This window comes from Pseudomonas sp. R32, assembly GCF_009866705.1.
Lineage (GTDB): Bacteria > Pseudomonadota > Gammaproteobacteria > Pseudomonadales > Pseudomonadaceae > Aquipseudomonas > Aquipseudomonas donghuensis.
The window spans coordinates 2644597-2670573 of sequence record NZ_CP019396.1 but is presented as its reverse complement, the minus strand read 5'-3'; the positions used below and the strand labels follow the sequence as shown (position 1 = coordinate 2670573).

Here is a 25977-nt window from a genome sequence, read left to right as displayed (position 1 = left end):
AGATAATTAAAGTGGGAGTTGTGGCCGAGACGCGAATGCTGTTCTACCGTTTGGCGTGACCGCATCTACCCCGCCTGCGTTTGATGTATGCATCTTCAGGACTGTCCGGTCATTTGGAAGGAATCCCCCGAAGTTTGTTTTGATGGGCTGGGAACCCTGGACAATGTTTGTACAAGAGAACAACGCGTTCGCAAGTACGTAATCACCCTGCTGCCCTGTCCAGGGCATCCTAAATGAAGAAATATAGTTACCCGGCAATTCTATAGGTTGACCGTCGTTATAGAATGACGTTGCCGTCGGCTGACTGTTCAAAGTGGCAATATTGGCTGTCGATGAAAACAGCCTTGAGCCGTCAGCAGCGCGCACTGTTGCGCCATACATACCGGTCACACTTGTATCAGACTGGTATGTCGCGCAATACCACTTCATCTGCATGTAATCAGAAACGGCTAGCCCATGGTGCGCGTGGTAATTTCCATATTGCACGATTCCCCAGCCTGTCCAATTGCCTGGCGACCCTTCCACATAGAAGCCTCCAACCATCATGTAATTGGCAGCATTCAGAAAAATCATTGGCCGCTCATAGGTGGTGATGGGCGTCGGGAACCTGTAGAAGAAGCTCGGAATGATTTGCGCCTGCATTCCGGGTCGCCAGTACACCCCGAACTCAAACTCCCCACTGTATCGAATACCGAGCACTCTATTGACCGAATCAATCTGGGTCTTGACATTGTTATTAAAAGTTCTTACCCCGTAATCACCATTATTGGCGAAAGGCTCGTTTCCTTGAGATAGGATCATCAGCTGCCACTGAGTCACGCCAGCCGCTCGCAGCTGAAGCTGCCCCGGCGTCCACCATGCTTGAGGGGTCCACGTGTTTTCCTTGAGGTCCATTAGCGCATCGACCACAACGAAAGATTCAGCTGTGATTTCAGGTACATCTAACGTCTGGTTGTATTGCCCATTGCCGGTGATGGTCATCATCTTCAGCGACCGGATGGAGGTGATAGAAGTATCCAGGGTCACCCTGCCAGATGCATCCTTGGTGCGCATTCCATACTGAACCGCCATCAGGTCAGCCTCCCGCCAGCGAAGCGCTCTTGACCCGCTGCGTCGTACACGTACAGGCCGCCGTTATTAATCAGGGTTGAGCCGTCAGCATCCTGGCCGCGCAGTACAAACGTGCCGGCAGCGAAGTTGATTTCCAGCAGAGGCAGCCCTTGGCTATTGACCGCGGCTGATCGGATCGACATGCCCGCAATGATCTCCTTGATGAACGCTGTATTGATGATCGCCTGGCTGATGAACACCTGACCGTTCTGTACAACAAACGGCGTGATCAGCTGGCCGGTGACCTCGTCGACAATCGCAAAGCGCTGGGCAAAGGCCAGGATCTCCGATGTGGTCCCATTGCTGCCCAGGGCCAGGCCGGCCATCACCGTCTTGCCGCCAACCACCGTCTGGGCCTTGATCGTCGTTTGCGCGGACACGCGGCCATTGAGATCGACCACCGTCTGGCTGACCTGCTGTACCGACGCCGTGGTGTCGTTGAGCGAGGCCTCCAGCGTTTCCGACTTCATCGCCAAGGCGCGATCGGCATTGGCCAGGGTCCTGGTCTCCGAAGAGAACTTCGCCCTGGTGTTCCAGGCATCCAGTGCCCCTAGCAGATCCCCTTCCCCATAATCGTCACGCCCGGCGGTGTACACCGATTCGACCGAGGTCCGCATGGACGCGACGGTTTCGTCAGTGGTGGACTGGGCTTCGGATACCTGCTGAATGCGCGAGGCGTTGCCGTCAACCTCGGTCTTCATCTGGTCAAGGCGCGAAGAGCTGGCCTGCTCGTTGGTGGCCACCACCTGCTCGAGCGTGGTGAGCCCTGCCTTGTTGTCCCCGACCTGGGCGTCGAGCGTCGTCAGGCGTTCAGCCATGGCGAAGTCCTTGGCCGCCTGAACGCGCGTCTGCTGGGCTGCCGCTGCCTTGGAGTTGTAGCTGTCCAGGGCATCGGCAAGATCGCCTTCGCCGTCGTCGTCCCTGTGTCCGGCCTGCAGCGCCTGCATCTGGCTGGCCGTGGCCGTCACCTTGCCGTCGATCTCGCTGATATCGGCGGTGTTCTGCTCGACCTGTGCCGCCAGAGCATTGGCCGTCTGCAGGATGGTGCCGATATCCGCCCAGTACAGCGGGTCAGGTGGCGCGGCGCCGACTGGCACTGCGACCTTGGCCTGGTACAGGTGCTGGCCGTCGCGGACGATGTCGCCGGCGGCGTAGGGCTTGGCTGGGTCATAAGCCAGGGCATCAGTGATCTGATCGATCCGGTCATAGAGCTCCTGCTTGGCCTCCTCCAAGCGGTCGTTTACCGACCCTGGGCCATCGCCCGAGATTTTCTCGATCTCCTTGCGCAACTCTGGGTAGAGGGCACCGCTACCGATCTGCTCACGGAAGTACTCCTCGTACAAGCTCTGGTCAGCGCTGGACTGGCCGTTGACTCCAACGTCAGCCGGAAACCACGGGCCGATGTTGCCGGTGCGGTCGATCAACCGCGCCCAGAAGAAGAACGATACGCCAGCGGCCAGGCCGTGCATCTCGTGCTCAGCCTGCGGGTAGGAAAAGTCGCCAAGCTTGATAGCGTCGTCGCGCGAGGTGGTCTTGCTGTACCAGATCTCCGTCCGCTGGGTGTCCTCGGCGCCAGCAGGGAAGCCCCAGGCCAGCTTGATGCCATAGACCAGTGGCGTGGTGTTCAGGAACGACACCGCCGGCGGCAGGCCGGCCTTACCGGTCAGCTGCGTGAGGCTGGAGCTCTTCCAGATCGACGAGATATCGAAGGCGCTCACCGCCCGCACTCGGGCCAGGTAGACGCCGGCGTAGATCCCAGTCACGTCGACCGAGGTCGAACCCGTGCGCTGCAGCTTGATCCAGTTGCCGTTGTCCTTGCGCCACTCCACGTCGTAGGCCACGGCGCCATTCACGGCCGACCAGGCGATGGTCATGGTACTGACCGCGATACCCTGGTCCACGGCATAGTTCGAGGTCAGGGTCACGCTCGCCGGCGGCGGAACGACGGTGATCGGGATCACGCTGATCGGCCGCTCTTCCAGGCGGGCGCCGGTGTCGATGTGGGCGAACTTGCTTGGGTCGTACTGCACCGCGCTGATCTCGAACACGCCAGGCTCTGGGCGGGTCACGCTGGTCACTCGGTACAGCGGCACGGCCAGGTCGTCAGCATCGAGCGCCCACACCAGCTCGGGCTCAGGCGCCACCGAATAGGCGGTGGTGACGGTTACGGCCCGGCCGCTCACCGATTGAACGGTACGCGCCTGGCAGGTGCCATCCGGCAGGTTGAGGATCAAGCGGTCGCCGGCCTTGGCCTGGGTGTCACGGTCCAAGCCGATGGTGCGGCCGGACACTGCAGCGATGCGCCCACCAATTGGCCGGCCCGCCAGCAGCTCGTCCGCGACCGGGATCACATAGCCCGGCAGAGGGATGCGCCCATCGAGCCCGACCTTGAAGGTGATGCCACGATCCCGCGAGTTCGTCAGCAGCGCCCACTTACCGCGGCGCTGGGCCTCCGATTCGCGAGTGCAGCCGATCGCGCTGATCTCCAGCACATTGTCGCCGTAGCGGCGCTGCAGCTTCTGGTCGGTCACCGAGGTGACATCGGTGTCGTAGCTGTTCGCCGGGTTGTCGTAGCTGATCAGGGCGCGGCTGTAGCGCGTGCGCTCCGAGGCGCTCGAGTAGGTGAACTTGCCGTCGATAACGTTCGCCCGGGTGTAGGCGAAGTCGAAGTCGGTGTCGCGCGGCATGTCAGCCAGGCTGTACACCTGCCCCTGCGCCCAGTAAGTCATACCCCGGTAGATCGCCGAAATATCGCGCAGCAGGCTCCAGGCGTCGGCTTTGCTCTGCAGGTTCAGGTTGCAGATGAAGCGGGGCTCCTGGCCGCCCTTCCCGTTCGGCACCATCTGGTCGCAGTACTGGGCGATCCGGTAGAGCTCCCACTTGTCGACCTGCCAGGGCTTGATGCGCCGGCCTAGGCCAAAGCGGTCGTTCACGGTGATGCCGTAGGTGTGCCAGGCCGGGTTATCGGTCCAGGCCTCTTTGAAGGTGCCGTCCCAGACCCCGGTGTAAACCCTGGTGCGTGGGTCGTAGTTGCTGGGCACCTGGAACTTGCGGGCATCACAGTCCACAGTGACCGCCGGAATGTTGCGGAACTGCTCGGCCGAGAACTCAATGTAGAGCAGCGCGGTGTTGGGGTAGCGAATCTTGGCGTCGATCACCTCAGTGCGCCCGACGATCTGCATCGTGTCGGCGATCTTGTTGTTGTTCTGGTTGGGTGTCAGTCGGCGGACGCGCAGCAGCCAACCACTGGTGGCCTTCGGCAGATCGATGCGACGGGTACGCTCGTAAGTGCTGGTGGTCTTGCCGTCGACAGCCTCCAGCAGCACCTGCTGATAGGCGCCGCCGTCGGTGGCCAGGTCCACTGCATACTCGATCCGGTAGCCGTTGACGTTGCCGCCTTCGTCAATCGACTGGAGCATTGGCCAGGCAAAGCGCAGGCGGATCGCAGACAGGTCCAACCTGTCGATAGCGCGGATGTAGGCGTTGTCGCTGCGCAACTCGACGCTTTCGCTGATCTCGTTCTCAATGGACGGGATGCCTGGGATGTGACCCTGTTCCACCGAACCGGTGCGCCATTCCCACTTCACGTTCGGGAAGTTCAGGTTGCCGGTCGGATCGGCCAGCGGCGTGCTGTCCAGGTAGATGTCGCGGGCGGTTGGCGTGCCCTCGAACTCCCCCTGTCCCACGGCGATCAGCATTTTTGCTACGGCGACCGAGCGAAGGCTGTCCGGCGCCTCAGTAGGCTGTTTCGGCTTATCCGAACCGCCCTTAGCGCCGACGATGTCCAGTTTCTGTGCTGCGCCCATGCTTTCCTCCAGGCGAAAAAAAGCCCGCTCTAGGCGGGCGCTTCGACTTACGTGATGTTTAGGCCGCGTCCAGCCCCAGCGTTAACTGGAGCTGGTCTCGCCAGTATTCGACCTGGTGGATAAGGCCAGGCTTCTTCCAGCGATATCTGGCCAACTCCTTACCGCTGAGGCTGGCGACTTGTTGGGCGTCGCCCAGGGCTCGACACGCACGATCGAACTGCTGCTTCTCGTTGAGTTCGCCGCGCAGGAGCGCATCGATATGGAGGTCGCACCAGACGGCAAAATCCACGTTCAGCCAGCGGGCGAATGAGACGGCCAGCTTTGGGTGAAGCCAGGTCCCGCCACTTCGACCCTTTGCGCTTCGAGCTAAAAGGTGGGATTCCCCCACATTTAAGTGGCGGGCCAGCGCGTCCATGTACTTGACCGACTCGGGTAGGCGCAGCCATTCGGCAGGCTTCTTACCGTAGCGCTTGGCTACATCGGTCGCATTGATCCAGCCATCGCTGTTGAACCGAACAGCCTGGCCTTCGTAGTGAAACGGAATGACGTTGTTCATGCGCAGCTCCTTCCGCCTGTAGAAGGTGTGCAGGCAGGGGCGTAGGCGGAGCAAAACCGACCCTTTTCGGTTGATCTGACCTAGCCTGCACGGGTACCCCGAAAGGGATTCACGGGCACAAAAAAGCCCCGGTGCACGTTACGCTTCCGAGGCTTTGGCATTTCTATGGGCACAAAAAAAGCGCCTTTAGGCGCCCTACTTACTAAAATGTCCACAATGGCTCAAAACTACGACCAAAAGCTCACAGAGTCAACAGATCACATCTGGTCTTCGGCGTAGATCGCGGCACTGATAACCGCACCGCCCCATCGCCTGCGCCCCAGGCAGAGCGGTACGGGGTTTCCGCTGGCCGTGGTGTTCTTGGCGCTGCCGAAGGCGTAGCCCGGGGTGTTCTCAGGGGCGGCACTGGTCTTTAGGCCTTTGGCTTGGGGGCTGAGCATCTGCACAACGCCACCAATCGCCAGCGCTACGCCAACCTGCATCATCGGGGTCCCGAGCCAAGCAAATGAGCCGCCAGAAAAGTAGTTGACTGCCGCACCAGCGACTACCAGAACAGCACCCACAATTGTTTGCATCAGACCTCCACGCTTGCTACCCACAACGACAGGGGCGATTCGGATATCACCTGCGCCGGCATACCCGAGCTCGTCTTCGCCAATGGCTTTCTTTCCCCTGAATACAGCGAACTCAAGCCCCCGCGACTTCGCATTCGAAAGGAAACGCTCAAAGCCCGGAATTTGAACGCAGAGCGCTTTGATAGCCTCTGCTGGGGTGCGCACGGCCAGCCTATAAGTTTTTCCAAACTGCTTAAGGAATCCGTACAAGCGGATCGTGGTGAGGGGCTGGTATTCAATTGCGAGTGCTGCCATACGAATCTCCAAGCAATAAAAAGCCGCCCGGAGGCGGCTGCGATGTCAATTCAAATCAGAGAGAGCTTGGCCGGATGTCCAGGCCGCCCTGCGAGTCGCCCCCAATGCGGAAGCGTTTTACTTGTCCTTCTTTCAAGCTGGCCGACTGCTCCTTCAGCATGTCCGTCCAGCTGCACATTCCGCCACCCTGCTTATCGATGCCCAGGCCAACCAGGTGGTCGCCAGTTGGCAGATAGAATCGAGCCACCTCACCAGTGTCTATACGCGCTGCAACCTTTCCATCGATGTGCACGGCTACAAAGCAGCCGCCGCCCATCCACCCTGTATCCCTAGTCACAATCACTGTGCCATAAGCCTCTTTCGGCTTGGTAGTGAAGGAAACAAGCCGATCAGCAGGAACTGGCGTGGCTTGCTCCGGCGACACTGGAGAAGTGGAGCACCCCGCCAGCAGCGCCACCGCCACCGCCCCAATCAGAATTCGCATGTGATCCCTCCCTTGAAAGGGGTGACTGTAGCGCGGACCTGGCCGGGCAGCCAGATGCAAAAAGCCCAGCGCGGGGCTGTGCTGGGTTCTGAAACAGTTCACTGGTCCCAATTGCCTACCAAAAAATTTAGGCCCGATTGGGTAGCCGATCGCCCTTGTAACGCGTTGCACCAGAAGCGCCAAACTGACTCTTGGCAGTCTATTTTGTCTCGAATTTGCAGCGAATACGTGGCGCCATGCTCGCGCTCAATGTATTCGAATACTCGGTGCGCAGCGATTACAGCCAGCCCTGTTTTACGAAAATCCGGGCATATGAAAAACTTTGCTACTTCTGGGCTGGAGCAATTTAGAGCGATCACACAAAACCCTAAGTTTTCATTCCCCTTTTTGATGATGTGAAGCTCGTACCGCCCTGGCCACTTGGTGTCATCAAAGCGGCACTCCAGATCTAATGCATTGAGTTCATCAGCAAGCGCATGATCGTGCGACATTTCTAAGTGAATAGTGTGCCTGTCCATGAGTCCCCTCCTAAGAAGATCCAACAACTTAGCTCATTGCTGGCCGCCCATCCAGTGTGGATGGAAAGCCAGTACCAGCCCCACCTGCCGGCGTAGTAGCTTTGTGCCTCCAACGAACTGCCCCAGTCCGTTACCGGAAAGCCCATGGATTGGGGCAATGATGACCTAGGAGGTCGATGTGAACCCCGGACAGACGATTTTCCCTTACGTGATTGTGTCCACAAAGGAAGAATACATCCCCGTTGCCGAGAAACATGCCTACCGTGGAGTAGCAGTTGGGTGCGGCGCTATTACCTTTCTTTCTGAATCTGACTTCGCCACCATTTACGATGAACTCAAGGCCATTGGTTCTGGGTACGCGCTGATTCTTGCCGACAACCTAAACTATTTCGGAGATGGAAACTTCGATCGAGTGTTCGGCAACGTCAGGTGACCTTGAAGCTGCCCCCAGTGAAGAGCAGCTTGCCGTTGATGACCTCAATCTTGCCACCTTCGGCAAGATTATATGGGCCGCTGAGCAAATAATCAGCGCGCCCATCCTGCACGTCCACCTCGAGGGGCTCACGACCAGGTGGATTGCTCAGTCGACGGCGCCACGCAATGACCGGCCGATACGGATCAGCCTCGTCTCTATCCCAGACATAGCTGAGTCCATCTGGACCGGACAGTAACAGCGCGGTTAGGCCGGACTTACCCGTGTAGCTCCTGCGGTAGCCGCTCGGACTCTGCCATTTGCCGCTGATGGTGAAGCGGTCGACCTCCTGTTCGCCATCCATGATCGCGATAACGGCCTGGGCGCCGCATACGTCGCTCCCTTTCTTCGAGAACAAGTCCAAAATCGTCAGCATGTAACGCTGCATTTTCATCTCCCGCGGTCTGGCCGCTTCACTTCGCGTCCCGATGACGCAACACAAGGCGTGTCCGGGCAAGCCAAGGCCCGCCGAACACGATGATTTCTGATGGCCTGCCGTACAGGTGGTGCAGCAGGAATGGTCCCTGCCCGAACACCTGGACCTGCTCGTCTGGCAGTTGCGGGTCGGCGCCCAGGTAAATCCCAGCATGGTTCGGGTGCGCCGTGCGCCCCACCTCCATGACGATCATGTCGCCGCGCTGTGGTCGGTCGACATGGTAGAAGCCCGCAGCCTCGTACGCCTGCTCGTACAGGCTGGGCCCGGCGGCCTGTTCCCACCAACCGTCCTCTCGGGCGTAGGCCGGGAACTCCAGCCCCCACTCCCGCTGATACCAGTCCGCGCAGGCCTGCCAGCAGTCCCAAGCGCCGTGCACGAATGGCCGGCCCAGCAGCGGCGTGCTGCCGCTTGGGGTAATGGTGCGCAGGTCGCCTTCAGGCCAGGAAAGGATGTGCCAAGGCAACGCGGTGGCTTCGCACATGGCCAGGTCGCGAGGTGATGGCCTGGATGTAGCATCAGGGTGAGAATGGACGATTCCTATCACCTCGCCTTGGTCTTCCGCAGCAGCGTACTCCTCCGGCGCGATCCGGAACTCTTCGCCCGGGTCGCTCGCAGTGTTGGTGCACGGCACGTAAACCTGCTTGCGGCCTACGGCCAGGATCAACCCGCAACACTCGCGCGGGTACTCAGCCGCGGCGTGCGCTTGCACGGCGGCCAGGATGTGTTTATGCATGGTCAGCTCCGTGCGATCAGGGATACGGCCGGGAAGCCACCGAAGGAAAGCTCGTTGGTTTCGCCGAAGCGCAACTTGCAGGAGCTGAGGCAGCCCTTGCACTGGTCCTTCGAGGGGTCGTCCGTGGGGTTGTCCTCGTCGTCGAACATGGCAGCGCCGGTGTAGTTGCAGTCAGGCCCCCGATAACCGTTGGTCATGGCCCAGTGGCAGAAGGTGGTCATCTGCCGGCCCGGCAGACCAAAGCCGTCAATCTCGCCCGGGGAAGAAAGCTCCCACACGACCATCTCGCCGTCTTCGCCGGTCTTCTGGTCGATGTACCAGATCTCGAGCGCTTCCTGGGTCGGGTCCGCTTCGGGATTACCGCCCGCGAAGTTCTCAGCATCCAGGTACTGGGCCAGGGTCTCGCGCACGGTCAGCTGGAACTTCAGCAGGTCGTCGAACGACAGGCACAGCGCAGTGATACGGCCGTTGACGTTTCCAGCGGACAATGTCGGCCGGGTTGCAGAGCCGTTGCTGTCCGCCCCAATACCTTCGATCTGCACTGGCCAGGCCGCATACTCGTTGCCCTGCCAGAAGATCGACTTGGCCGGTAGCTGATCGGCGTTCGCGCCTGCCGCTGCCAGCTCCTGAGGGGTGTGCGGGATAGCGTGTCCGTGAAACCGAAGTACATCGGCTCCGAACTCACTACCGTCGATCTCAAACAGGATGACCTCTTCGCCAGGATCCAGCTTCTGTATGTCTTTGATCAGTGCCATACGCGGGCCTACGGGTGGAATGTTTGAGTGAAGGTCGCCGAGATCGTGTACACGATGCCGCCGCGGTTGCTTGGCTTGTAGCTGGCGCACTTGTATAGGCCCAGCTCTCCCATTGGCGGCGTCCAGAGGAACGCCTTCGAACCCTTGTGGCGATCAAGGAAGTCCATGATCTGCTTAACACGGGTCTTCTGGCCGGTGTAACTGACCGGCCATGACTGGGAGCGGTTGTTCAGGCTCTCGCCGACCGATTGTTCATAGCCGTCGCCAAATCGCTTGGTGCGTACAGCAAACGTTACGTCGCCCTGCTCGCCGGTTTGCACAGGCCAGGTGAAAGTCTCAATAGCCATTACCGTCCCTTGATTGCGTTGCTGAGGCGACCACCTTGGCGGAGATCCTTATCCCTCAGTTGTTGGTACTTTTGATCGATGAGCGTGCCGATCTCCGTAGCAAACTGCTTGAGCCCAGCCGTATCGCTTGTAGAGCCGACGTTGCCGTCACCATCGATCTTCACTGACACATGGATCACCGCTCCGCCGCCCACGCCGCCAGCAGCGGTGACTGAAGCTGGCCCCGCTCCAAGTGGAGTGATCGTGCCGCCCTCAGCGCCCATCATCAGGTAGGTCTTCCCTCCCTGATTCAGCAGCTCCGGGCCCAGCTCGTTGACCTGGTAGAGCGAGTTCGCCGCTACCGGACCGCCGGCGGCACGTTGACCAGAGACGAAGTTGTCCATGATCTCCGGGCTGTAGCCGGCCTGGGTCGAGCCCGCCGAGGTCGGTGCGCTGCCGCCACTGATCCAGGCGCCCAACGCGCTGCCGGCGATGCTCGACAGCAACCCCGAGGCAGCCTGCCGCGTGGCAATTCGCGCCATGTCCGCCAGGATCGACTTGGTGAAGTCGGCGAACGAGAACTTGCCCGATATGGCGAAGTTCGCGACGGCGTCTTCCATCGAGCTAAAGGCGTTGGTGAATAGGCTCTTGGTTTGTCCGGCTACATCCCTGGCCGACTCCAGGTAGTTCTGGAAGGCCGACGATGCGCCGGCGCTCCAACTGCCCTGGGCAGCGGTCATGTCGTTGTAGTTGGCAATCGCAGTTTCCTGCAGGTCGCGCTGGGTTTTGTCGAGCGCCGCGAGCTTCTGGTTGTACTCATCGAGACTCATACCGCGGGAGCCGTCACCGTACTGGTTGGCCAGGTCCAGCTTCTGCTGGTTGATCCGGTCGGCGATGCCGTTCTGCTGGTCCTGCAGGCCGCGTTGCCGGTCGCCCAGGCCGAGGCCTTCGGCAGATCGCTGGCCCTGCAAGCGCAGAGCCTTCACCTGCTGGTCCAGCGCGCTGGTGTAGGTCTGCACCGCCTGGGCCTGCTTGCGCAGCCTGCCCTCCTCGTTCGTGGCCAGCACCGCCAGCTCCGAATCAGCGTCCTTCTGCGCCTTGACCATGTTGGCCCGGGCATCGGCGATCTTCTGGTCCAGCTGGACCCGCTGGGCGGCGGAGGTGTCGGCCTTGCCCTTGGCAGCTTCGAGCGCCGCGATCTCCGCCTGATAAGCGTTGGTCACCTCGTCCTTTTGCTGCTCGACGATGGCCGCGCGTTGGGCTGCATACGACTCCTGGGAGATGATGCCGGCCTTCTGGGCTGCATCCAGCTCCTTCTCAGCGTTCTTGTACTCAGCGAGAATCGCCGCGAGTGAGTTCTTGGAGTCATTGAAGCCCGTCAGGTTGACCGCTGCGGCTCGGCCCGCCGGGTCCTTGTTCTTGTCCTTGATGTTCTGGATGGTCTTGGCGACCACATCAGCCTGCACCAACGGGTCGTTCGGGTTGGCCTTCCTCAGCGCCTCGACATCCCGCCGGTACTCTTTGATCAGCTTGTTGCGTTTCTCTTCATTGGTGAGATTCGTATCGCTGATTTGTTTGAGGCGTGCAGCCGCATCGATCCCATCGCGCTCTACCCGTACCCGATCTGCAACGAACTTGGTCCGATACCGCTCGGCCTCGATCTGCATTTCGAGGAAAGCAAGCTGCTTCTGGTCATTCTCGGTGTCCCTGGTCTCGATACCCATGGCAGCGGCGCGCCCGCCACGCCCCTGGTTAGTCTGCAGCCGCTGGCGAATCACCTCCGCCTGCTGCTCCAAGGTCTGAGCCCGACCGACACTCAGCGTGGCGTCGAGAGCCTCAGCAGCCGCACTCTTGATCCCTTTCCAGGCGCTTTCGATCAAGCCGAGGTTTTCCGTGACCTCGCCAGTCCTGGTTCTGATGGTGTCGGCGTAGGTGTCGGTCAGCAGCTTGGCCGCGCCGATGGTGTCGCCCTGCTCCTTCAAGGCCACGATTTGCGAGTAGACCGACGCCGTCAGGAAGTTGTACTGGTCGTTCAACTCCTTGGCGGCGGCAACCGGGTCTTTAGCGATCTTGGCGAACTCGGCGACCGTTGCATCGATGGAGCGGCCCGTGGCCTTTTCCATGCTGAGCGCAGCCTCAGCGATCACCTCGAAGCTGCCGCTAGCGATTTTTCCGCTACCGGCGAGCTTGGCCAGCACTTCAGCTGCAGCGCCGGTAGTGCCGATGGTGGCGCTGACCTGCTGAGCCATGGACGCCAGCTGATCAGCGCTGGTGCCTGCGGCGTTACCGGTGAAGATGATCGCCTTGTTGTACTCGTCGGCCTCCTGGCTGCCCTTGTAGTAGGCCAAGGCCAGCGCACCGGCTGCAGCTGCAGCCACGGTGAACGGGTTGACCAGGCCAAGCACATAGCCGCCCAGGGCCTTCGCCGCCGGCGCGATACCGCCGAACATATCCTTGAGCTGGCCGCCCTGCTGCAGCAGCACAGTCAGCGGTGCCTGGCCGCCCTGCAGAGAAACGAAGATGTCAGTGAACTGCGCTGGCACCCCACGGAGCGCCGCGGCATTCTGCTTGGCAGTGTTCCCAGTCCGGGTCAGCGAGTCGTCAAATCGCGTGAGCCCTGCTCGCGCCTCGTCGATCTTGGATTGGTACTGATTAAAGGATTCTGGATCGAGAAGCCCTTTCTTCTGGTACCCAGAAAGTCGCTTCTCCATTTCGTCCAGTCGACCCAGCGCTGCAACCGTAGGATCAATCTTGCCGAGTAGCTCATCGAGTGCTTTGACTTCATCCCGCTGAGCAGCGGCGGTGGACTTTGCCGAAGCAGCCAATCGTTCTTCGTTCGCAATGATCGCCTGTGCCCGGGAAGCAATTGCCGCTTGGCGGGACGCATTGTCACCCAACACGGCGTTTGCCTGGCCTGTCACTTCGGCAGTACGGGCCATCGCGCTGTTGAGAGACTGCACATACGTACTCGCTTCCAGCGACGACTTGGCCACAGCCAGCAGTCTTGCCTCCTGCTGTGCTGCTGTTTCAGCCGCCCTGCGCCCAGATTGCTCTGCAGCTTCAGTGACAGCGGAAAGCGTGACCTGGGCCTGGCCGGCCTGGTCGGCGCCAGCCCGGAAGGCGACCATGTTCGCCGCGGCACTGCTGAATGCCGTCGATGCTGAGGTAACCGCGCGCCCAACGGTGATCATTTGCTGGGCCAGCTCAGCCTGCTTGGCGTTGAGGGCCTGCAGCTCCTGAACAATCTGCCGGGTATCACCGTGCATCCCGCTCAGCGCTGATTCCCAGGCGCGCCCGGTCTTGCCCGCCGATTCCTCGCTACGCTTGCCTGCGTCTGCCAGCTTGTCGAGGTCGTTTGCAGCCTCGACAGCATCGCCGGAGTCGATCCGCAGGCCAAGGGAGGCAATCGTTGTCATGATCTGCTCCAGGCAGGCAACAAAAAGCCCGCACTAGGCGGGCTTAGGTATTGTTTGAGAACTGCATGAGTTAAGAGGGCTGAAATCTGGTACCGCAGGAATGGCACATCCAAGTACGGCGCCACTCTTCCAACTTGTCATACTGAGCGACGTTGAACTTCCAGTGACGCACAAACCCGACCACACCAATGGCGATGAATGTCACGCCAATGAAGAACCTGCTCCAATCGACGCCCCAATACGAGTTCATCAGCTTGAGGCCGTCGTACAGGATAATAGCGCCAACCCCTGTGAGGATTACGGGTCCCAGCAAGCGCTTACCTGGGGGTGGACCGACGCTAGCGGCCAAATCGGTCTGATGCCGGCCGGTGGTCTCGACAGTTACGCGCGGTCCGATTCCGGATTGCGCTTGGTGAGTTGTATGAATGCGGGAAGTCCCAGCGGCATGGATGACGGACAAGAGCTGTACCTGCTGACCCTGGCATTGCGGGCAGCAGATGGCGTTGTTGCTCACCACGATTTCATTCCTTTGAGAGGCGGGAAACATGCATTCTAAGATAAGGAGAACCAATTCTGCACCTATGTATGCCCAGAAATGCTCCTTGGGAACTTACCAAGCCGTGATCGGCGCCGTCAGCTTTTACTTCGCCCAACTGCTCACGTAACAACCTCCTGCCATCTCGCCGCATCATTCGCTGCCCTACGCCACTGACTCAGCCATGACGGCCAGAGCCTCGGCCTCCATTACACGGAGATCGGGAAAAATGTCTGGAAGGTCGCAGCGCTTGATGCCGAGCATCGAGGCGGTGAGCGGGATGATCGAGTAGTCCAGGCCTGAAACACCGCCTATGCCCGTCCGCCATTGGGTGGACATCGCTTCGAGCAGGCGGAAGGCTGGCCAGGCGTCCGGCCAGACCTCTACCTCTTCCTCATCGATGTCGTCTGGCGTAAGCCCCAAGGCCGCTAGCTGCTCGGCGGATGGGCCGCGCTCATAGCAGGCGCGGGCCGCCGCCCTCAGTTTCCCAGGCGTGCCGGGTTATAGGCGTTCTGGAAGGCGTCGATGACAGCTTTTGGCGCACCAGTGCAGGTTCGCACCAGATCGAGGATGGCGTCGTCGCTGAACTTGTCGTCGAGATCCCAGCCAACCACGATGTCCTTCAGCTGCTCAGCCTGAAGCTCGATTTCGGCGGTGGTGGCGTCCTTCCAGCTGACACCCTCTTCCTTCGCCTTCTCCGCCCAGGCGTCACGCGCTTTGTTCCAGTGATCGAACATCTCGGATAGCGCGATACGGTCCAAGTAGCGAAACTCGAACCCAACCTCCACTGGATCGGAGCCCACCCGTGGAAGCTGTACAGCTGCGCCGAACGTTGGGTTCTGCGCGATTTTGATCTTTGCCATGGGAACTCCTTACGCGCCAGCCAGGTAACGAAGCGAACGAGCAGACAGACCGACGCTGATGGTTCGGGTCATGACGTTGTTCCGCTCCATGGTCGGATCAGGGGTGATGCTGACGTAGCCTGGGTACAGGATCTGGTCACCGTTGCGGAGCTTCATACGGATCACCGCGAGCTCTTTGGAGGCGTCGTAACCCTCTACAGCCTGCACGTAAGGGGCGGCAGGTTGGTCCTCCACCACTATCGACAAGGTGGTCGGGTTGCGGTTGGTGGGGAACTGCTTGTCGTCGTCATCTTCCAGATAGCCGACGGTCGCATACTGCTGCTCACCACCGGCCGAGTTGAACGACGTGACCTTCGAGATCTGAACCCAGTCGGAAACCGGGTACACGGAACCCACGCCCGCGCCTGCGGTGAATTTTTCTGCGTCGCTGGTATCGAGACCAGCCAGAGAGAACGCGTCATCGGCGACGTTTGAGGCCTTAACGGCGCGGTCGCTGATGAGTGCCCAGCCGGAGTTGACCAGCAGAACGTCGCCGTTCTGGATAGTGTGACCGGCAGCGGTCGCCACCGGCGGCTTTGCGTTGGTGAGTGCCGTGAACGCTACGGCGGCGCCAATGACTCTGGCGATCTCGAGCGTAGCTCCGTTCGGCAGCGGGAAGCGTGCGGCCATGGTGTATTTCCTCATTGATGCCCGCCGGGCGGCGGTTGGTTATGCCCCAGCGGGCGGTTGGTCTGCGACACCCTGGTAGGTGAAGCTGGTCGGGACCGTGTAGGTCGCCGGCTCGGTGATGGTGGGCCCCTGCTCCAGCGGCTCGACGATCAAGCCTTCGAAGCCGTTGCGGCTGAGCTCGGTGTCGACGCGGAACAGTGTGCTCAGCTCGTCGACCAAGGCCTCGGCAGTAGCCAGGGCTTGGCCCGCCGGGCAGATGATGCTGATCTGGTAGATGCCCCGGTACTCATAGGCCTCAGCAGCCAAGTAGCGGGTCGTGGTGCTGGCCGGCAGTAGGAAGGCCCGGAGGTAGGTTTCGCCCGGAGCGGCCTCGAAGTCCTCCTCCATGTGCGCAACCCGGATCGGGCGCGCAGCTGCCCAGGCCGCCAGCTTGATCTCAATGGCCTGGCGTGCGCGTGCGTGGCTCATACCTGGTTGTTCCTGATGGCCTCCAGCACGATCTGCTGAAAGCGAGCGACGGTGATCCTGACCATTCCGCCCGGGGACTGGTCGGAGTGACCGAACTCCAGCGGTATGGCATAGGGCAGATTGTTGACGATGAAGGCTGATTCGCCGGCGCGGAAAGCGATGGAGTCACCAATCAAGCGCGCCGTGGCTGCGGATCCTGAAGGGTCCGCCTCGTCAAGCGTGCCGCTGGCCGGCGTGTCGACGCTGAACTGCCAGTTGCCCCGGAATCGCCCGGTATCAACTGGCGACATCCGGATCAGCGAACCGCCCAGCTCGATGACGATCTCACGCAAGCTCGCGTCGATAGCCTCGGTGGCCTGCTGGGCAAACTCGGCGAGGCTAAGAGCGAAACTGCCGGACTGTCCGCCGTACCGCTCTTTCATGTGCGATCCGCGCGCCATTGTCACTTCCTCAGCTGAATGGTCCAGGTAGCCTTGGCGGCGTCCTGGCCGACGTTGACCACGCGGTAGCCGCTGATGCGGTCGTTGATGGCCGGTACCGCGGAGATAGCTGTGACCACCCCGCCCTCTTGCATGAACAGTTCGTTCTGGAGGGCCTTGAGGCGAACGTCCGAAGCCAGAATGCGCGCTCCGTCGATCTCGCTGGCCTTGTACTGCCCAAACACGCCGCGCCCGGTGTAGAAGACAGTTGTCCCTGGGGCGCCACCAATTGCGGGGTCGTAGTCACCCTTCACCGCCCTGCTGCCTTCTACCGCACTAACAGCATCAGCCAGGTCAGTGTTAAAGGCCTCAGCCATGTCGGCCTGCAGCTCGTCTCGAAGCCCCATATCAGCCCCTCACTATCTTGGCCTGGCCGGTACCCAGGTATTGGCTCAGCAGCGCCAAGGCGAATGACTCACCGGCGCTGATCTTTCGGGCGGACGCCGAGTAGGTTTTGCTGCTGGAAACTCCGTCGGCATCCACCGACTTGCTCAGCACCCCGGTTTCCTTGGCCGCAAATATGTTGCCAGCGGCAGCCTCCCGGGCAATCTCTGCGCCAGCCTGGACCACATCGTCAGGCACTGGGTCGAACGCAGGCAGCCCCAGGTTGGTCAGCCAGGTGTTGGCCATCAGCACCGCGCGCGGCTTCTTTTCATCGGGCGCCCAGTCGGCTCCCAGCAGGGCATCCACCTGTTCGATGCTGACGTAGGCAGTCATCACACGGCCTCGCCCAGCAGCTTCTGCAGATCTTCCAGACTGGCGTCAAGCTCGAACTGGATACCCTTCTCAGTCAGACTGGCCTTGAGCCCCTCGACCTTGATGGCGTCGTCGAGCAGCTTCTGCAGGGCAGCAGCTCCGGCACGCCCGTCGTACTTGATGCCCTTCTCGTCCAAGGCCTTTTTCAAGGCATCGAGAGATGGTTTATCGCTGGGCTTAGCGACCTTGATCGGCTCAGGATTCTCGTAGTCGGCCGGCGCAAAGCTCACATCAATGATCTTGTAGCCCTTCCGACGCAGGTCGGCTTTGCGCTCGGCTGTCACCGGATGGCGCTCGTAAATGATCTTTTCGGACATGTCAGTCTCCGAGGTAGGCGGCCCCGAAAGGCCGCATCATTTTGATTGATCAGGCCTGGCCGATAGCCATGACGCCAGCAGTGTGCTTGATGCTGGTCGCGACCTCGTCCCAGTTCGCGCCGGTGGCGAGAGCCGCGTCGTCCGGCGAGGCGCCACCGTTAGCAACATCCCAGGCATAACCGCGGAGTCCTACGCCGAAGCTGTAGTCGATCTGCAGGGTGGTCTCGATGCGCTCCTTGCCGTTGCTCGTCTCGATGTTCGAGATCAGATCGCGGGCATCGTGGACAGTGGCTGCCCCCTGGGCCAGGGATAGCACTCGACGCTTGGCCGGCGCGGCCGGATCGGCCACAGCAGCGCTGTAGAGTGCAGGAGCATCGGTCACCACAACCAAGCGACCCAGGATGTCGACAACGCGGACGGCATCAGACTTGAACAGCTGCTCGGCGTTGGTGAGGTTTTGGCCCACGAAGGCATGGAACTGGGCGCCATCCATCACTTGGGCGATCAGTTGGCTGGAGTGATCGCCGAACAGCGCATGGCTGTCGTTCACAGCGATGTAGTCCACCTTCTTGGTGCCCGACACGTCGACGACCGCGGCAGCGCCCTGGTTGCCGATGCCTGCCACCAACGCGGCGATGGCAGTGTTCAGCTGGTCCTGCAGCAGGGATTCGGCGAAGTAGCGGGACGCCACTTCTACGCCCTCGGCAGTTGGTTTGCGTAGCCAGGTCATCTGGGATGGCTCATAACGCACCGGGCCGAAGCCGCCCGCGACCTTGACGGTGTTGTGCTTGAGCTGGGTCAGGTCGACAGCGTTCACGTTGCCGTTGTTGCCGTAACGGTTCACGCGACGACGCGCGCCCGCCAGGCCAGCGTAGAAACTGGTCTGCAGGAAGTCGCCGTCAAAGCCGTCGGTGGTCAGCAGAATCGCGCCACCGGATGCGGCGTTGAACCGCTCGACCATCTGCGCCAGCGTCTCGATGGTCGCAGGCATGAAGTAGGTGTTGAACACTTCCATATCGGAAAGCGCCATGTTGGAGCTCCTATAGCTGTTGCCCGGATGGGCTCAATGAATGGTTGTCGGGCATCCGCCCAGGTGCGCCGTACCCCATCCGGGATGACAGCCAGAGTCTGATCAGGGCTGGGCTAGATCAGGGAACTGCGATTTGATTGCTTGCAGGCGGTCTTCTTTGTTGCCGCCAAAGTTGCCCTTACCTGCAGGTGGCTTGCCGCCAGTGTGGCTGCCGTTAGGTGCGCCGCCGCCATTTGCACCGGAGCTTTTGAGTATCTGGTCTTTGTAGGGATATTGATCGACAAGGGCTTCGAGCGCTTCGTCGAAGTCCGCCACCTCGCCTGGGCGGGCGCGACTGAAAATCTTGTTGCCGGCCTGGTCGTAGGCGACCACCTTGCCCTCTTCGATCTTGAACGCCTGACCGAAGCGGGCCTGAACCAGGTCACCTGGAATCGCGAACTTCTCCGCGATCAGTTTCGACCGACTGAAGCTCCCTCCGATGAGTTCGCCATGCAGTTGGCCTTGCAGTTTTTCCAAGTCGCCTTGCAACGTCTTCTCGCGCTCTGCGGCCGCTTTGGCAGCTGCTGCAACTTGCTCTTCAGCAGCGCGCTTGGCGGCAGACTTGATCTCTTCGACCTTGCCGGCAGTGACCAGATCACCCTCCTTGAGGTTCTTGACGGTCTCCAGCGCTTTGATCGCGGCCTCGGCATCCTCGATACCTTCGAACAGCTTGGCGCGGGCCTCAGCTGCCTCTTTGGCCTCGCGATGCCCCTGGGCCTCACGGTTCAATGCCGAGATTTTGGTAACGGCAGCAGCAGCGTCGAATGGAGCCTCTTTGCCGTCATCGTGAACATAGACCGGCTGGCCGTTCTGCAGGACCACATTGCCGTTGTCGTCAAGTTTGAGCTTCATGGATCGTTCTCCGGGCATCCGCCCATTGGCAGGCCTTCCGGCCCAATTGCGCCCCGCTCATCCGAACTGCAGGCAGAAAAAAACCCGCCGAAGCGGGTTATGTTGAAAGTTTGCGTTTGGGTATTCGCTGATCTTCCGGAACATCTTTGTTGATACGTATGAGCTGACTCATAAGGCCGCCATGCAATCCTGTGCTTGTCGGCGCACGCCGTTTTAACTCTTCCTTAATCAGATACCCGGGGCCGTTATAGATTTCTTCAAAAGTACCGTCCCGATATAGTTTGATTCCAAGGTAGTAGTCAGGAACGTGATGCACCGGAAAAGTCAGGTTTTTGCTAAACGTCGCCTTGATCTGCACCTTCCGCCCATCGTCAGAGATCGCATCGTGGTGCTTTGTCAGGCCCTCATTCAGCGTGAGCTCATAGTTTAGGCTCGCGACAACCTCCCCTATGTCGCCAACCAATCTGCCGTCAAGCGTGAACGGTTTGCCTGGATAAGCAGCCTGCAGCTGAGATACCGCACTGAACAGCTGCTCCAGAGCACCGGAAATTTGATTCTGAATTTGTTCACTCATGCTGAACCATCCGAGTTGGAAGGTAGCAGGCTATCTCAAGAACCAATCGACTTAAATATCCGCCTCTGATGCAGCTCATCCAATGTCAGGAACTTGCCCTTGTCGTTGTAGAAGGCTTCAAGCTTCAACTCGCCCTCCCGCATTAGCCGCGCTCGCGCCGGTCCGAGAATCTCGTCTTGGCGCACTGCCGGCTGACGACGCAACCAATCCGCGTATGTGGTCGACTGCGGCACCTGGCCGTCCATACTGGCCCGTGTGGCGCTGTCGCTGAATCCAAGCCTGGATGCACTCTTCAGGATCGGTAGCTTGGTGGACCGACAGCAGAAGTGAATCCGCCCAGGTCCAGCTAGCCACGGGATCTTGTGCCCGATCGGCTTGTAAGTACCCAAGGTGTAAGGCAGGCGATCCCTGATGCGGCAATCGGTCGATGTGCGCGTGTCTAGGGTGCTGAGCCATTCAACATGGCTGATGATGTCGCTGTTGGCCTCGTAGGCGGCATCGCTGGCCGTTTCAGCGGTGTGCGATATGGCGGACCTGACGACTGCCTCAACCTCGCGCCTGGACTTCTGCAGGATGCCATCGGCGTAGTTCTGTGCCCGGGTACCCATGACGGTGCGGACGATATCGGCAGTCGTGCGCCCCTCAACCACGCCAGCGCGGACGGCATCGCGAACGGCAGCGGCGCGGGTCGCCTCAATGCCGGCCATCCACTCCCTGAGCAGACGCCCTTGGAATGGCCTGGCCTGAGCTATTGCTTTGACCCGGCTGAACACTGGCGCAACGACGGGGAAAGCCTCCTGCACCACCGCAGGCAGAACTGCTCGCAGCGCGCCCTGCTGGAAGGCGAGTTCGTAGCTGATCAGGCTGTCGGTGGCCTGGTCCATCGCCTGACGGATCTCGACGAATGTGGCCTGGTTAAGGCGCAGCACTTCAGCCAGCGCCCTATCCACTGCCGGCGCCGATAGATCGGTACCGAGATTGTCGATCGCCTCAATGAGTGCAGCCCGCAGCTCGGCGTCCTTGCTGTTCAGAATCTTGATGATCGCCCTGACCTGGCCATTGCTCAGCCTGGAAAGGTCAACCTCATGCCCGATCAGCTCATCCAGCAACCTCTCGTTGGCCGTCTTCATCACAGCGCACCAAGCGCAGGGCCTTGGGACTCGATCTTCTCAAGCTCTTCGTCCCAGTCGTATTCGTCACTGATCACGCCGCGGCGCTGCATCTCGGTGAACAGCGTTTCCTTGGAGATCATGCCGGCGTTGGCCATAGCCACCAGGGTCGGCAGCGAGACTTCCGGCATGTAGTCAACATCGAAGTTACCGCGCATCTCGACCGCGCCACCCTCGCCGAGGCTGCGATACTCGGCCATGTACTGCAGCAGCTGGGCCAGGCAGTCGCCGAAGTGGTTCGCCATGCGCGCCAGCGGGGAAAGCTCTTGTGCTGCCTCCTCTTCGGCCTGTGTGGCAGTCTTGGTGGCAGCCTTTTCGGGGGTCAGCAGCTTGGCTCCGGCCATGCGCATCTCGCCTATCAGGTCCTGCAGCGCTGTCCGGCCAGCTTCCACAGCCTGCCCGGTGTGCTCGACGTACTTTAGGTCGCCGGTGGGTGGCAGATCGGTTAGAGAACCGGTGCCGACCTTGAACTCTGGCGGTACCGGCTGGCCCTGGTCGTTGAACATCGGCTGCACGCCGATCCGTACCAGAATCGGCACGCGGATGACGTGCAGGATGTTGTCCTGGTCGCTCTGACTCTGCCAGTGCTTGACGTTGAGGTGAGCTAGCTCCAGCAGCGGCGGCTTGGCAGTCATGAAGCCAGTTCGCCCGGTGTAGAACGTCACCCAAGGGATGCTGGTCAGGCTGTTGGTGCCCTCGTCATGCAGCGCCCATGCACCGCCCTTCTCGGCACGGCGGTAGGTCCGCCACTTGCCTGGCTCCAACACGCGGACCTGCTCGACGCACTTGGCGCCGAAGTCGCCCTCCTCCTCCTCGACCACTTCGATATAGCGGATCATGGTGAGCACCCCGCCCTTGGAGCGCCAGCCCAGAACCTGCTCAGGCTTCACCAGGACGACGTAGGGCCGCACACCGGCAGCCTGCTCATCTGCTTGGGTGCGAACACCCTCAGCAGGCGGGTGATCAACGAACGCATGACACAGACCTTGGCTCAGGCCTTCGCGGAAGAACTCCACCGACCAGGAGTTGAGGTCGTTACCGGCCATGTCGATGTCCTTGGCCATCACCTGGATAGCTTCAGGCACATCGTCACCGACCTGCAGCGGCTCGGCGAACACCCGGGAGGTCATATTGCCAACCGTCTCGGAATAGGCCGGCAGCAGAGTCGAGAGACGCAGACGCTCCTTGTAGGAATCGTCATCCTCGGCCGGATACTGCGGCAGCAGGGTCTTGCCCGCCGCTCGCATGGCCATCGTCCCGCCCATGAGCGGCGTGATCACGGCCCAGTAGGCGCGCATGGCGTCGACTGCGGGCAGCGTGATGCTTGGGTTATCGCTCATGGTCACATTCTCAGGGATTGGGTAACGGTCATATCGACGTTGATCGGGTACCGCTTGGCGATGAAGTAGCCGGCGGCGTCGTTCATGTGGTCGTGACCCTTTTTGGGGTCCTTGTCGGGATCGCCATGCTTGTCATAGGTCTGCCGCTCCAGGCACAGCGTCAACTGCGGGCATTGATCGGTGTTGACCTTCAGGCGGCGCTCGCCGTAGCTGTTCAGCAACATGGCATTGACGGCATTCACGCGGTCTTTTACTCCTGGGTTCTGGCTGTCCACGATCACCGTGAACCCAGCCTTGCGCAGCAGGGAAAGGTCCGACTCGCTTGCGTTCTTGCTACTGGTGTTCTGGCCGCTGGCGTCGGGATAGACCGCGATACCATGCCCAGGGAAACGTGCCTTGATTTTCTCGATCATCTCGGGCGTGTCGCGCACCGAATGGAACTCATCCAGGGCCAGTGGCAGGCCTTCGCGTACCACGTAGACCACCGCAGCCATCTTCATGACGTTGAAGTCCATGCCGATGTGCAGAGCCTCGCCGGGCTTGATGCGCTCGCTGGTCCGGCTCTCGCTGCGGCTGAAGGTGTAGTAGACGACGCCGGCGTAGTTCTCGAAGCTGGCCTCGTACTCCTGCCGGAACGTACGCGGGTCCATCTTCCGCCTGGCCGCATCCAGCTCTTCGGCTGGAACGTTGCCGCCCTGCAGCGAGGTGTAGAGCCAGCTCTTGTGGTCAGGCTCTCCGCCGGGCTGGCCGTCGCGGTAGGTGTCGAAGCAGTGGTTGAACCCCTTCGGCGTGCCGATGCGCAGAGCGTGACCGCCCTTGCACTTACCAATTCCAGGGACGACGTACTCGCAGGTCGAGAGCATCGGCCGCAGGACTTCTTCCCAGGCAGCCCACTTGCAGTCGGCCCATTCGTCCACCAGGACAAAGAACAGGCCGGAGCCGCGCAGGTCGTCGTAGTTCTCCAAGCCCACGCAGCGTATCAAGTGACCGCTCTTGAGCGTGATCAGCATGTCCGATTCGTTCGGCTTGCAGTCTCTCCACTCGCGGGGTATGGCCTGCTTCAGGCGGCGCCAGAAGACCCGGCGAGCCTGCTTTTGTGTCGGGGCGGCGTACCAGATCTCGTCCTCGACGCTCACACCCCATTCAGCAGCCAGCCGGGCAGCGCGGCGCATTTCTGCCTTCCCGAGGAAGGTCTTGCCAAATCGGCGACCGCACACCGCGTCACGGAAGCGCGCATTCCGCTGGTATCCCCAGACGTAGATGTTTGCCTGTTTCGGCGTCAGCTTGACCGGTGCCTCATAGGTACGGGGTAGCGGGGACATTCTCGTCTGGCTCCAGGGTGTACTCAGCGACAGCGTGCTGCTGGTCCGCCTGGGAGCCCAGGGGCTTGTCGGGTTCTATCTTGCGGTTGACGTACATGTCGCCGCATTCCTTGGCTGCCTGCTCGTACAGCTGGGCAGTCAGCGCCAAGTTGCGCATGCTCTCGGCCTTCTCAGCCATCCTGCCCAGCCCGCGGAGGCGAAACGCTCGGTTGGCGATGGGGATCTCTGCCGTCTCCTCTCGGAAACGCTTCCGAGTGTCTTCGAACAGGGTCACCCAGCGCTTGGCCAGGTTGCGCCCCTGCCGCTTGGTGGGGTCATGGCTTTCCGCCGTCTGGCGGCTGATCTCAATGCCAAATTCTTTGTTGACGGCCTCTGCCACCTGAGACGGTGTATCGAAGCAGGCCAACGCCTGAACGATGAAGGCCTTCACCTCGTTGCTCAGGGCTGCCATAGATTGTTTTCCGTCAAGCGCCTGTCAAACATCAAGCCGACTTAAGCAGGCAGGTTCCACAGGCCCTCGCAATGTTGATCTTGGCCACCTCAGGCGGCCGGCTTGCAGCGTCAATCAGCTGCTGAACGCCTTCCCCTGCCCCATAGCGACGAACCACACCGACGAACTCTTCAACGTCGTGTCCGCGCATCTGCAACTTGGGGAGACCTTCTTGGGTGAACTTGGGCGCGCCGTACTGATCGGTCGCCTGGGCGATGTGGTAGAGCTCATGCTCGACCAGGGCGCAGAACTCAGCGTCGGTGCATTGGGCGCAGTAGTCAGCGGCCAGGGTGATCAGGTAATCCGGCTCCTCGCCGAACCAGTCCCGCATCTGCTGCTCTTGGCGAGCTTTCTGCCAGCCACCGGCACGGAACATGACCTGCTCGGCCTGGCCCAGCACCACCCGGCCCTGCTTGGCGAATCCAGAGGATGCCCAGAGCACGCCGATGTTGGCGTCGATCAGGTGCGCGTGCTCTTCGTTGTGGATACTGCCGGTGACGGCCAAGATCTCCTGCTGTATCCACTCCCACACATCAGGAGCTGGCCGAAGGATCAGCCAGGGCGACTCGATCAGGTCACGTGGAGGTATTGGCCTTTGCATGCTGGTCAAGCCTCAGGGTTCTGATCTTCCCGCCGGTGTAGATGTCCCGCTTCATCGCGGCACGCACCGCTTCCTCAGCGCTTGCACCCATGTCCATTGCAGCCAGGGCATATGGGGCACCGCTGCCAATGGCGTCGGGGTTGGTCGGGTCGAGATCCTGCCTCCAGATGCCCGTCTTGTCGTCATGACCGACCATCATCAGCTTGTCGCCATCGACGACATAGCCTGAGCACTCCACAGGAACTGCCGATGGAGTACCGAAGTACGCGGCGATCAAGGCCTTCTCATCGCATACGGCGCCAGAGAGAAAGAAGCTGACGCCGTCGACAACCTGGCGCTTCGGGGCATCGTCAGAAACGATTGCACTGTTACGGGTCTGGCGAGAGTCGTAGGCGATCACGCCGTCTTTGTAGGCGATGGTAGTCATGGGGAGATCTCAGCAGAACGGATCAGCAGGCTTGGCAATCGAGCGCACGAACCACATGAAGCCCTGCTGCAGGTTGGTCTTAGCCAGAGCCAGCAGGCGTGGGTCGACACCCTCAATCTGCCCGATCTGCTTGAACAGCTCGCCGGCGCCCGCTTCCAGGGCCTTGATCGAATTCATGCCGTCAATCTCGCTCTGACTCAGGTCGCGGTAACCGGTGATTTTCTTGTGCTGGTTGTCCATAGGTGATTCCTCTGGGGGTTGTCGCGCCACGAAACGGCGCACCTTGAATGTGTGGCGCGACTCAACTGAACACGTGACCGCGTCGGGCCCAGGCATATGCGACAACACCGGCATGAAGCATCGCGCCGAATGGATTCACCCATTGCCCCTGCAGGGCTGTGGCGAATGCCCCGAATCCGCCGATGGCAACCAGGTAGAACGCAATGCTCAAGAGCGGCTGGTCCGCTGGACGAACCTTGCGCAGGTAGTCGCACGCGGCGGCCACCACTAGAACGCACAGAAACACGTCCAGGGCAGTCAGCGCTGAAACCAGGATGTTGTTCAT

The 25977-nt window shown here is 60.7% G+C and carries 32 protein-coding genes; 1 reads left to right on the top strand and 31 read right to left on the bottom strand.

Annotated elements, in window-relative coordinates; genetic code table 11:
• Positions 1 to 6 precede the first annotated feature (6 nt).
• From PspR32_RS12585 to PspR32_RS12560, 6 genes are all read right to left on the bottom strand, one after another.
• On the bottom strand, positions 7 to 1071 hold the full coding sequence (locus PspR32_RS12585) for a hypothetical protein (RefSeq protein ID WP_159388610.1): 1065 nt from the start codon (positions 1069 to 1071) through the stop codon (positions 7 to 9).
• A complete protein-coding gene (locus PspR32_RS12580) occupies positions 1071 to 4916 on the bottom strand; it encodes a phage tail protein (protein ID WP_159388609.1) in 3846 nt (1281 codons plus the stop codon). Before PspR32_RS12580 ends, PspR32_RS12585 begins: the two co-directional genes overlap by 1 nt.
• Positions 4917 to 4974: 58 nt before the next feature.
• The gene (locus tag PspR32_RS12575) at positions 4975 to 5472 is read right to left on the bottom strand and encodes a KilA-N domain-containing protein (protein ID WP_159388608.1); all 498 of its coding nucleotides are present in this window, start codon (positions 5470 to 5472) and stop codon (positions 4975 to 4977) included.
• Positions 5473 to 5729: 257 nt separating this feature from the next.
• Positions 5730 to 6341, bottom strand: a complete 612-nt coding sequence (locus PspR32_RS12570; RefSeq protein ID WP_159388607.1) for a tail assembly protein — start codon at positions 6339 to 6341, stop codon at positions 5730 to 5732.
• A gap of 55 nt (positions 6342 to 6396) precedes the next feature.
• Positions 6397 to 6825 (bottom strand): hypothetical protein, encoded by a 429-nt coding sequence (locus PspR32_RS12565; protein ID WP_159388606.1) that lies wholly within the window; start codon positions 6823 to 6825, stop codon positions 6397 to 6399.
• A gap of 98 nt (positions 6826 to 6923) precedes the next feature.
• Positions 6924 to 7343, bottom strand: coding sequence for a hypothetical protein (locus PspR32_RS12560; RefSeq protein WP_159388605.1), 420 nt, complete (start codon positions 7341 to 7343; stop codon positions 6924 to 6926).
• 178 nt (positions 7344 to 7521) lie between these two features.
• Here PspR32_RS12560 and PspR32_RS12555 point away from each other — a divergent pair, with 178 nt between their 5' ends.
• Complete coding sequence (locus tag PspR32_RS12555) at positions 7522 to 7776, top strand: hypothetical protein (protein WP_159388604.1); 255 nt, start codon at positions 7522 to 7524, stop codon at positions 7774 to 7776.
• Here PspR32_RS12555 and PspR32_RS26255 read toward each other — a convergent pair.
• From PspR32_RS26255 to PspR32_RS12430, 25 genes are all read right to left on the bottom strand, one after another.
• Positions 7769 to 8203, bottom strand: a complete 435-nt coding sequence (locus PspR32_RS26255; protein ID WP_178114659.1) for a hypothetical protein — start codon at positions 8201 to 8203, stop codon at positions 7769 to 7771. The genes PspR32_RS12555 and PspR32_RS26255 overlap by 8 nt on opposite strands.
• A 25-nt stretch (positions 8204 to 8228) precedes the next feature.
• A complete protein-coding gene (locus PspR32_RS12545; RefSeq protein WP_159388603.1) occupies positions 8229 to 8984 on the bottom strand; it encodes a C40 family peptidase in 756 nt (251 codons plus the stop codon).
• A gap of 2 nt (positions 8985 to 8986) precedes the next feature.
• Entirely contained in the window at positions 8987 to 9739 is a 753-nt protein-coding gene (locus PspR32_RS12540; RefSeq protein WP_159388602.1) for a phage minor tail protein L, read from the bottom strand.
• Positions 9740 to 9747: 8 nt separating this feature from the next.
• A complete protein-coding gene (locus PspR32_RS12535; protein ID WP_159388601.1) occupies positions 9748 to 10086 on the bottom strand; it encodes a phage tail protein in 339 nt (112 codons plus the stop codon).
• A complete protein-coding gene (locus tag PspR32_RS12530) occupies positions 10086 to 13481 on the bottom strand; it encodes a phage tail tape measure protein (protein WP_159388600.1) in 3396 nt (1131 codons plus the stop codon). Before PspR32_RS12530 ends, PspR32_RS12535 begins: the two co-directional genes overlap by 1 nt.
• Positions 13482 to 13551: 70 nt before the next feature.
• Positions 13552 to 13998, bottom strand: a complete 447-nt coding sequence (locus tag PspR32_RS12525; protein ID WP_159388599.1) for a hypothetical protein — start codon at positions 13996 to 13998, stop codon at positions 13552 to 13554.
• Positions 13999 to 14181: 183 nt separating this feature from the next.
• Positions 14182 to 14439 (bottom strand): DUF1799 domain-containing protein, encoded by a 258-nt coding sequence (locus PspR32_RS12520; protein WP_159388598.1) that lies wholly within the window; start codon positions 14437 to 14439, stop codon positions 14182 to 14184.
• A gap of 56 nt (positions 14440 to 14495) precedes the next feature.
• The gene (locus PspR32_RS12515) at positions 14496 to 14879 is read right to left on the bottom strand and encodes a phage tail assembly chaperone (RefSeq protein ID WP_159388597.1); all 384 of its coding nucleotides are present in this window, start codon (positions 14877 to 14879) and stop codon (positions 14496 to 14498) included.
• 9 nt (positions 14880 to 14888) lie between these two features.
• Positions 14889 to 15548 (bottom strand): phage tail protein, encoded by a 660-nt coding sequence (locus PspR32_RS12510; RefSeq protein WP_159388596.1) that lies wholly within the window; start codon positions 15546 to 15548, stop codon positions 14889 to 14891.
• A 39-nt stretch (positions 15549 to 15587) separates the two neighbouring features.
• On the bottom strand, positions 15588 to 16016 hold the full coding sequence (locus PspR32_RS12505; RefSeq protein WP_159388595.1) for a phage tail terminator-like protein: 429 nt from the start codon (positions 16014 to 16016) through the stop codon (positions 15588 to 15590).
• Positions 16013 to 16438, bottom strand: coding sequence for an HK97 gp10 family phage protein (locus PspR32_RS12500; protein ID WP_159389377.1), 426 nt, complete (start codon positions 16436 to 16438; stop codon positions 16013 to 16015). Before PspR32_RS12500 ends, PspR32_RS12505 begins: the two co-directional genes overlap by 4 nt.
• Positions 16439 to 16458: 20 nt before the next feature.
• Positions 16459 to 16842, bottom strand: a complete 384-nt coding sequence (locus PspR32_RS12495) for a hypothetical protein (RefSeq protein ID WP_159388594.1) — start codon at positions 16840 to 16842, stop codon at positions 16459 to 16461.
• A 1-nt stretch (position 16843) separates the two neighbouring features.
• The gene (locus PspR32_RS12490) at positions 16844 to 17212 is read right to left on the bottom strand and encodes a hypothetical protein (protein WP_036995744.1); all 369 of its coding nucleotides are present in this window, start codon (positions 17210 to 17212) and stop codon (positions 16844 to 16846) included.
• On the bottom strand, positions 17212 to 17568 hold the full coding sequence (locus PspR32_RS12485; RefSeq protein ID WP_036995745.1) for a hypothetical protein: 357 nt from the start codon (positions 17566 to 17568) through the stop codon (positions 17212 to 17214). The genes PspR32_RS12490 and PspR32_RS12485 overlap by 1 nt, the downstream gene beginning before the upstream one ends.
• 49 nt (positions 17569 to 17617) lie before the next feature.
• Positions 17618 to 18598 carry a major capsid protein gene (locus PspR32_RS12480; RefSeq protein ID WP_159388593.1) on the bottom strand — a complete coding sequence of 327 codons (981 nt, stop codon included), beginning with the start codon at positions 18596 to 18598 and terminating at the stop codon, positions 17618 to 17620.
• A gap of 102 nt (positions 18599 to 18700) precedes the next feature.
• Positions 18701 to 19489 carry a DUF6651 domain-containing protein gene (locus tag PspR32_RS12475; protein WP_159388592.1) on the bottom strand — a complete coding sequence of 263 codons (789 nt, stop codon included), beginning with the start codon at positions 19487 to 19489 and terminating at the stop codon, positions 18701 to 18703.
• Between the two features lie 97 nt (positions 19490 to 19586).
• Positions 19587 to 20063, bottom strand: a complete 477-nt coding sequence (locus tag PspR32_RS12470; protein ID WP_159388591.1) for a DUF6998 domain-containing protein — start codon at positions 20061 to 20063, stop codon at positions 19587 to 19589.
• A 35-nt stretch (positions 20064 to 20098) separates the two neighbouring features.
• Complete coding sequence (locus PspR32_RS12465) at positions 20099 to 21193, bottom strand: hypothetical protein (protein WP_159388590.1); 1095 nt, start codon at positions 21191 to 21193, stop codon at positions 20099 to 20101.
• On the bottom strand, positions 21193 to 22572 hold the full coding sequence (locus PspR32_RS12460) for a DUF4055 domain-containing protein (protein ID WP_174242298.1): 1380 nt from the start codon (positions 22570 to 22572) through the stop codon (positions 21193 to 21195). The genes PspR32_RS12465 and PspR32_RS12460 overlap by 1 nt, the downstream gene beginning before the upstream one ends.
• Before the next feature lie 2 nt (positions 22573 to 22574).
• On the bottom strand, positions 22575 to 23894 hold the full coding sequence (locus PspR32_RS12455; RefSeq protein WP_159388588.1) for a phage terminase large subunit family protein: 1320 nt from the start codon (positions 23892 to 23894) through the stop codon (positions 22575 to 22577).
• Positions 23869 to 24345, bottom strand: coding sequence for a DUF2280 domain-containing protein (locus PspR32_RS12450; protein WP_159388587.1), 477 nt, complete (start codon positions 24343 to 24345; stop codon positions 23869 to 23871). Before PspR32_RS12450 ends, PspR32_RS12455 begins: the two co-directional genes overlap by 26 nt.
• A 31-nt stretch (positions 24346 to 24376) precedes the next feature.
• A complete protein-coding gene (locus PspR32_RS12445) occupies positions 24377 to 24985 on the bottom strand; it encodes a putative metallopeptidase (protein WP_174242297.1) in 609 nt (202 codons plus the stop codon).
• The gene (locus tag PspR32_RS12440) at positions 24960 to 25412 is read right to left on the bottom strand and encodes a proteasome subunit beta (protein ID WP_159388586.1); all 453 of its coding nucleotides are present in this window, start codon (positions 25410 to 25412) and stop codon (positions 24960 to 24962) included. Before PspR32_RS12440 ends, PspR32_RS12445 begins: the two co-directional genes overlap by 26 nt.
• 9 nt (positions 25413 to 25421) lie before the next feature.
• Positions 25422 to 25652 carry an Acb2/Tad1 domain-containing protein gene (locus tag PspR32_RS12435; RefSeq protein WP_159388585.1) on the bottom strand — a complete coding sequence of 77 codons (231 nt, stop codon included), beginning with the start codon at positions 25650 to 25652 and terminating at the stop codon, positions 25422 to 25424.
• 61 nt (positions 25653 to 25713) lie between these two features.
• Positions 25714 to 25977 carry a hypothetical protein gene (locus PspR32_RS12430; RefSeq protein WP_159388584.1) on the bottom strand — a complete coding sequence of 88 codons (264 nt, stop codon included), beginning with the start codon at positions 25975 to 25977 and terminating at the stop codon, positions 25714 to 25716.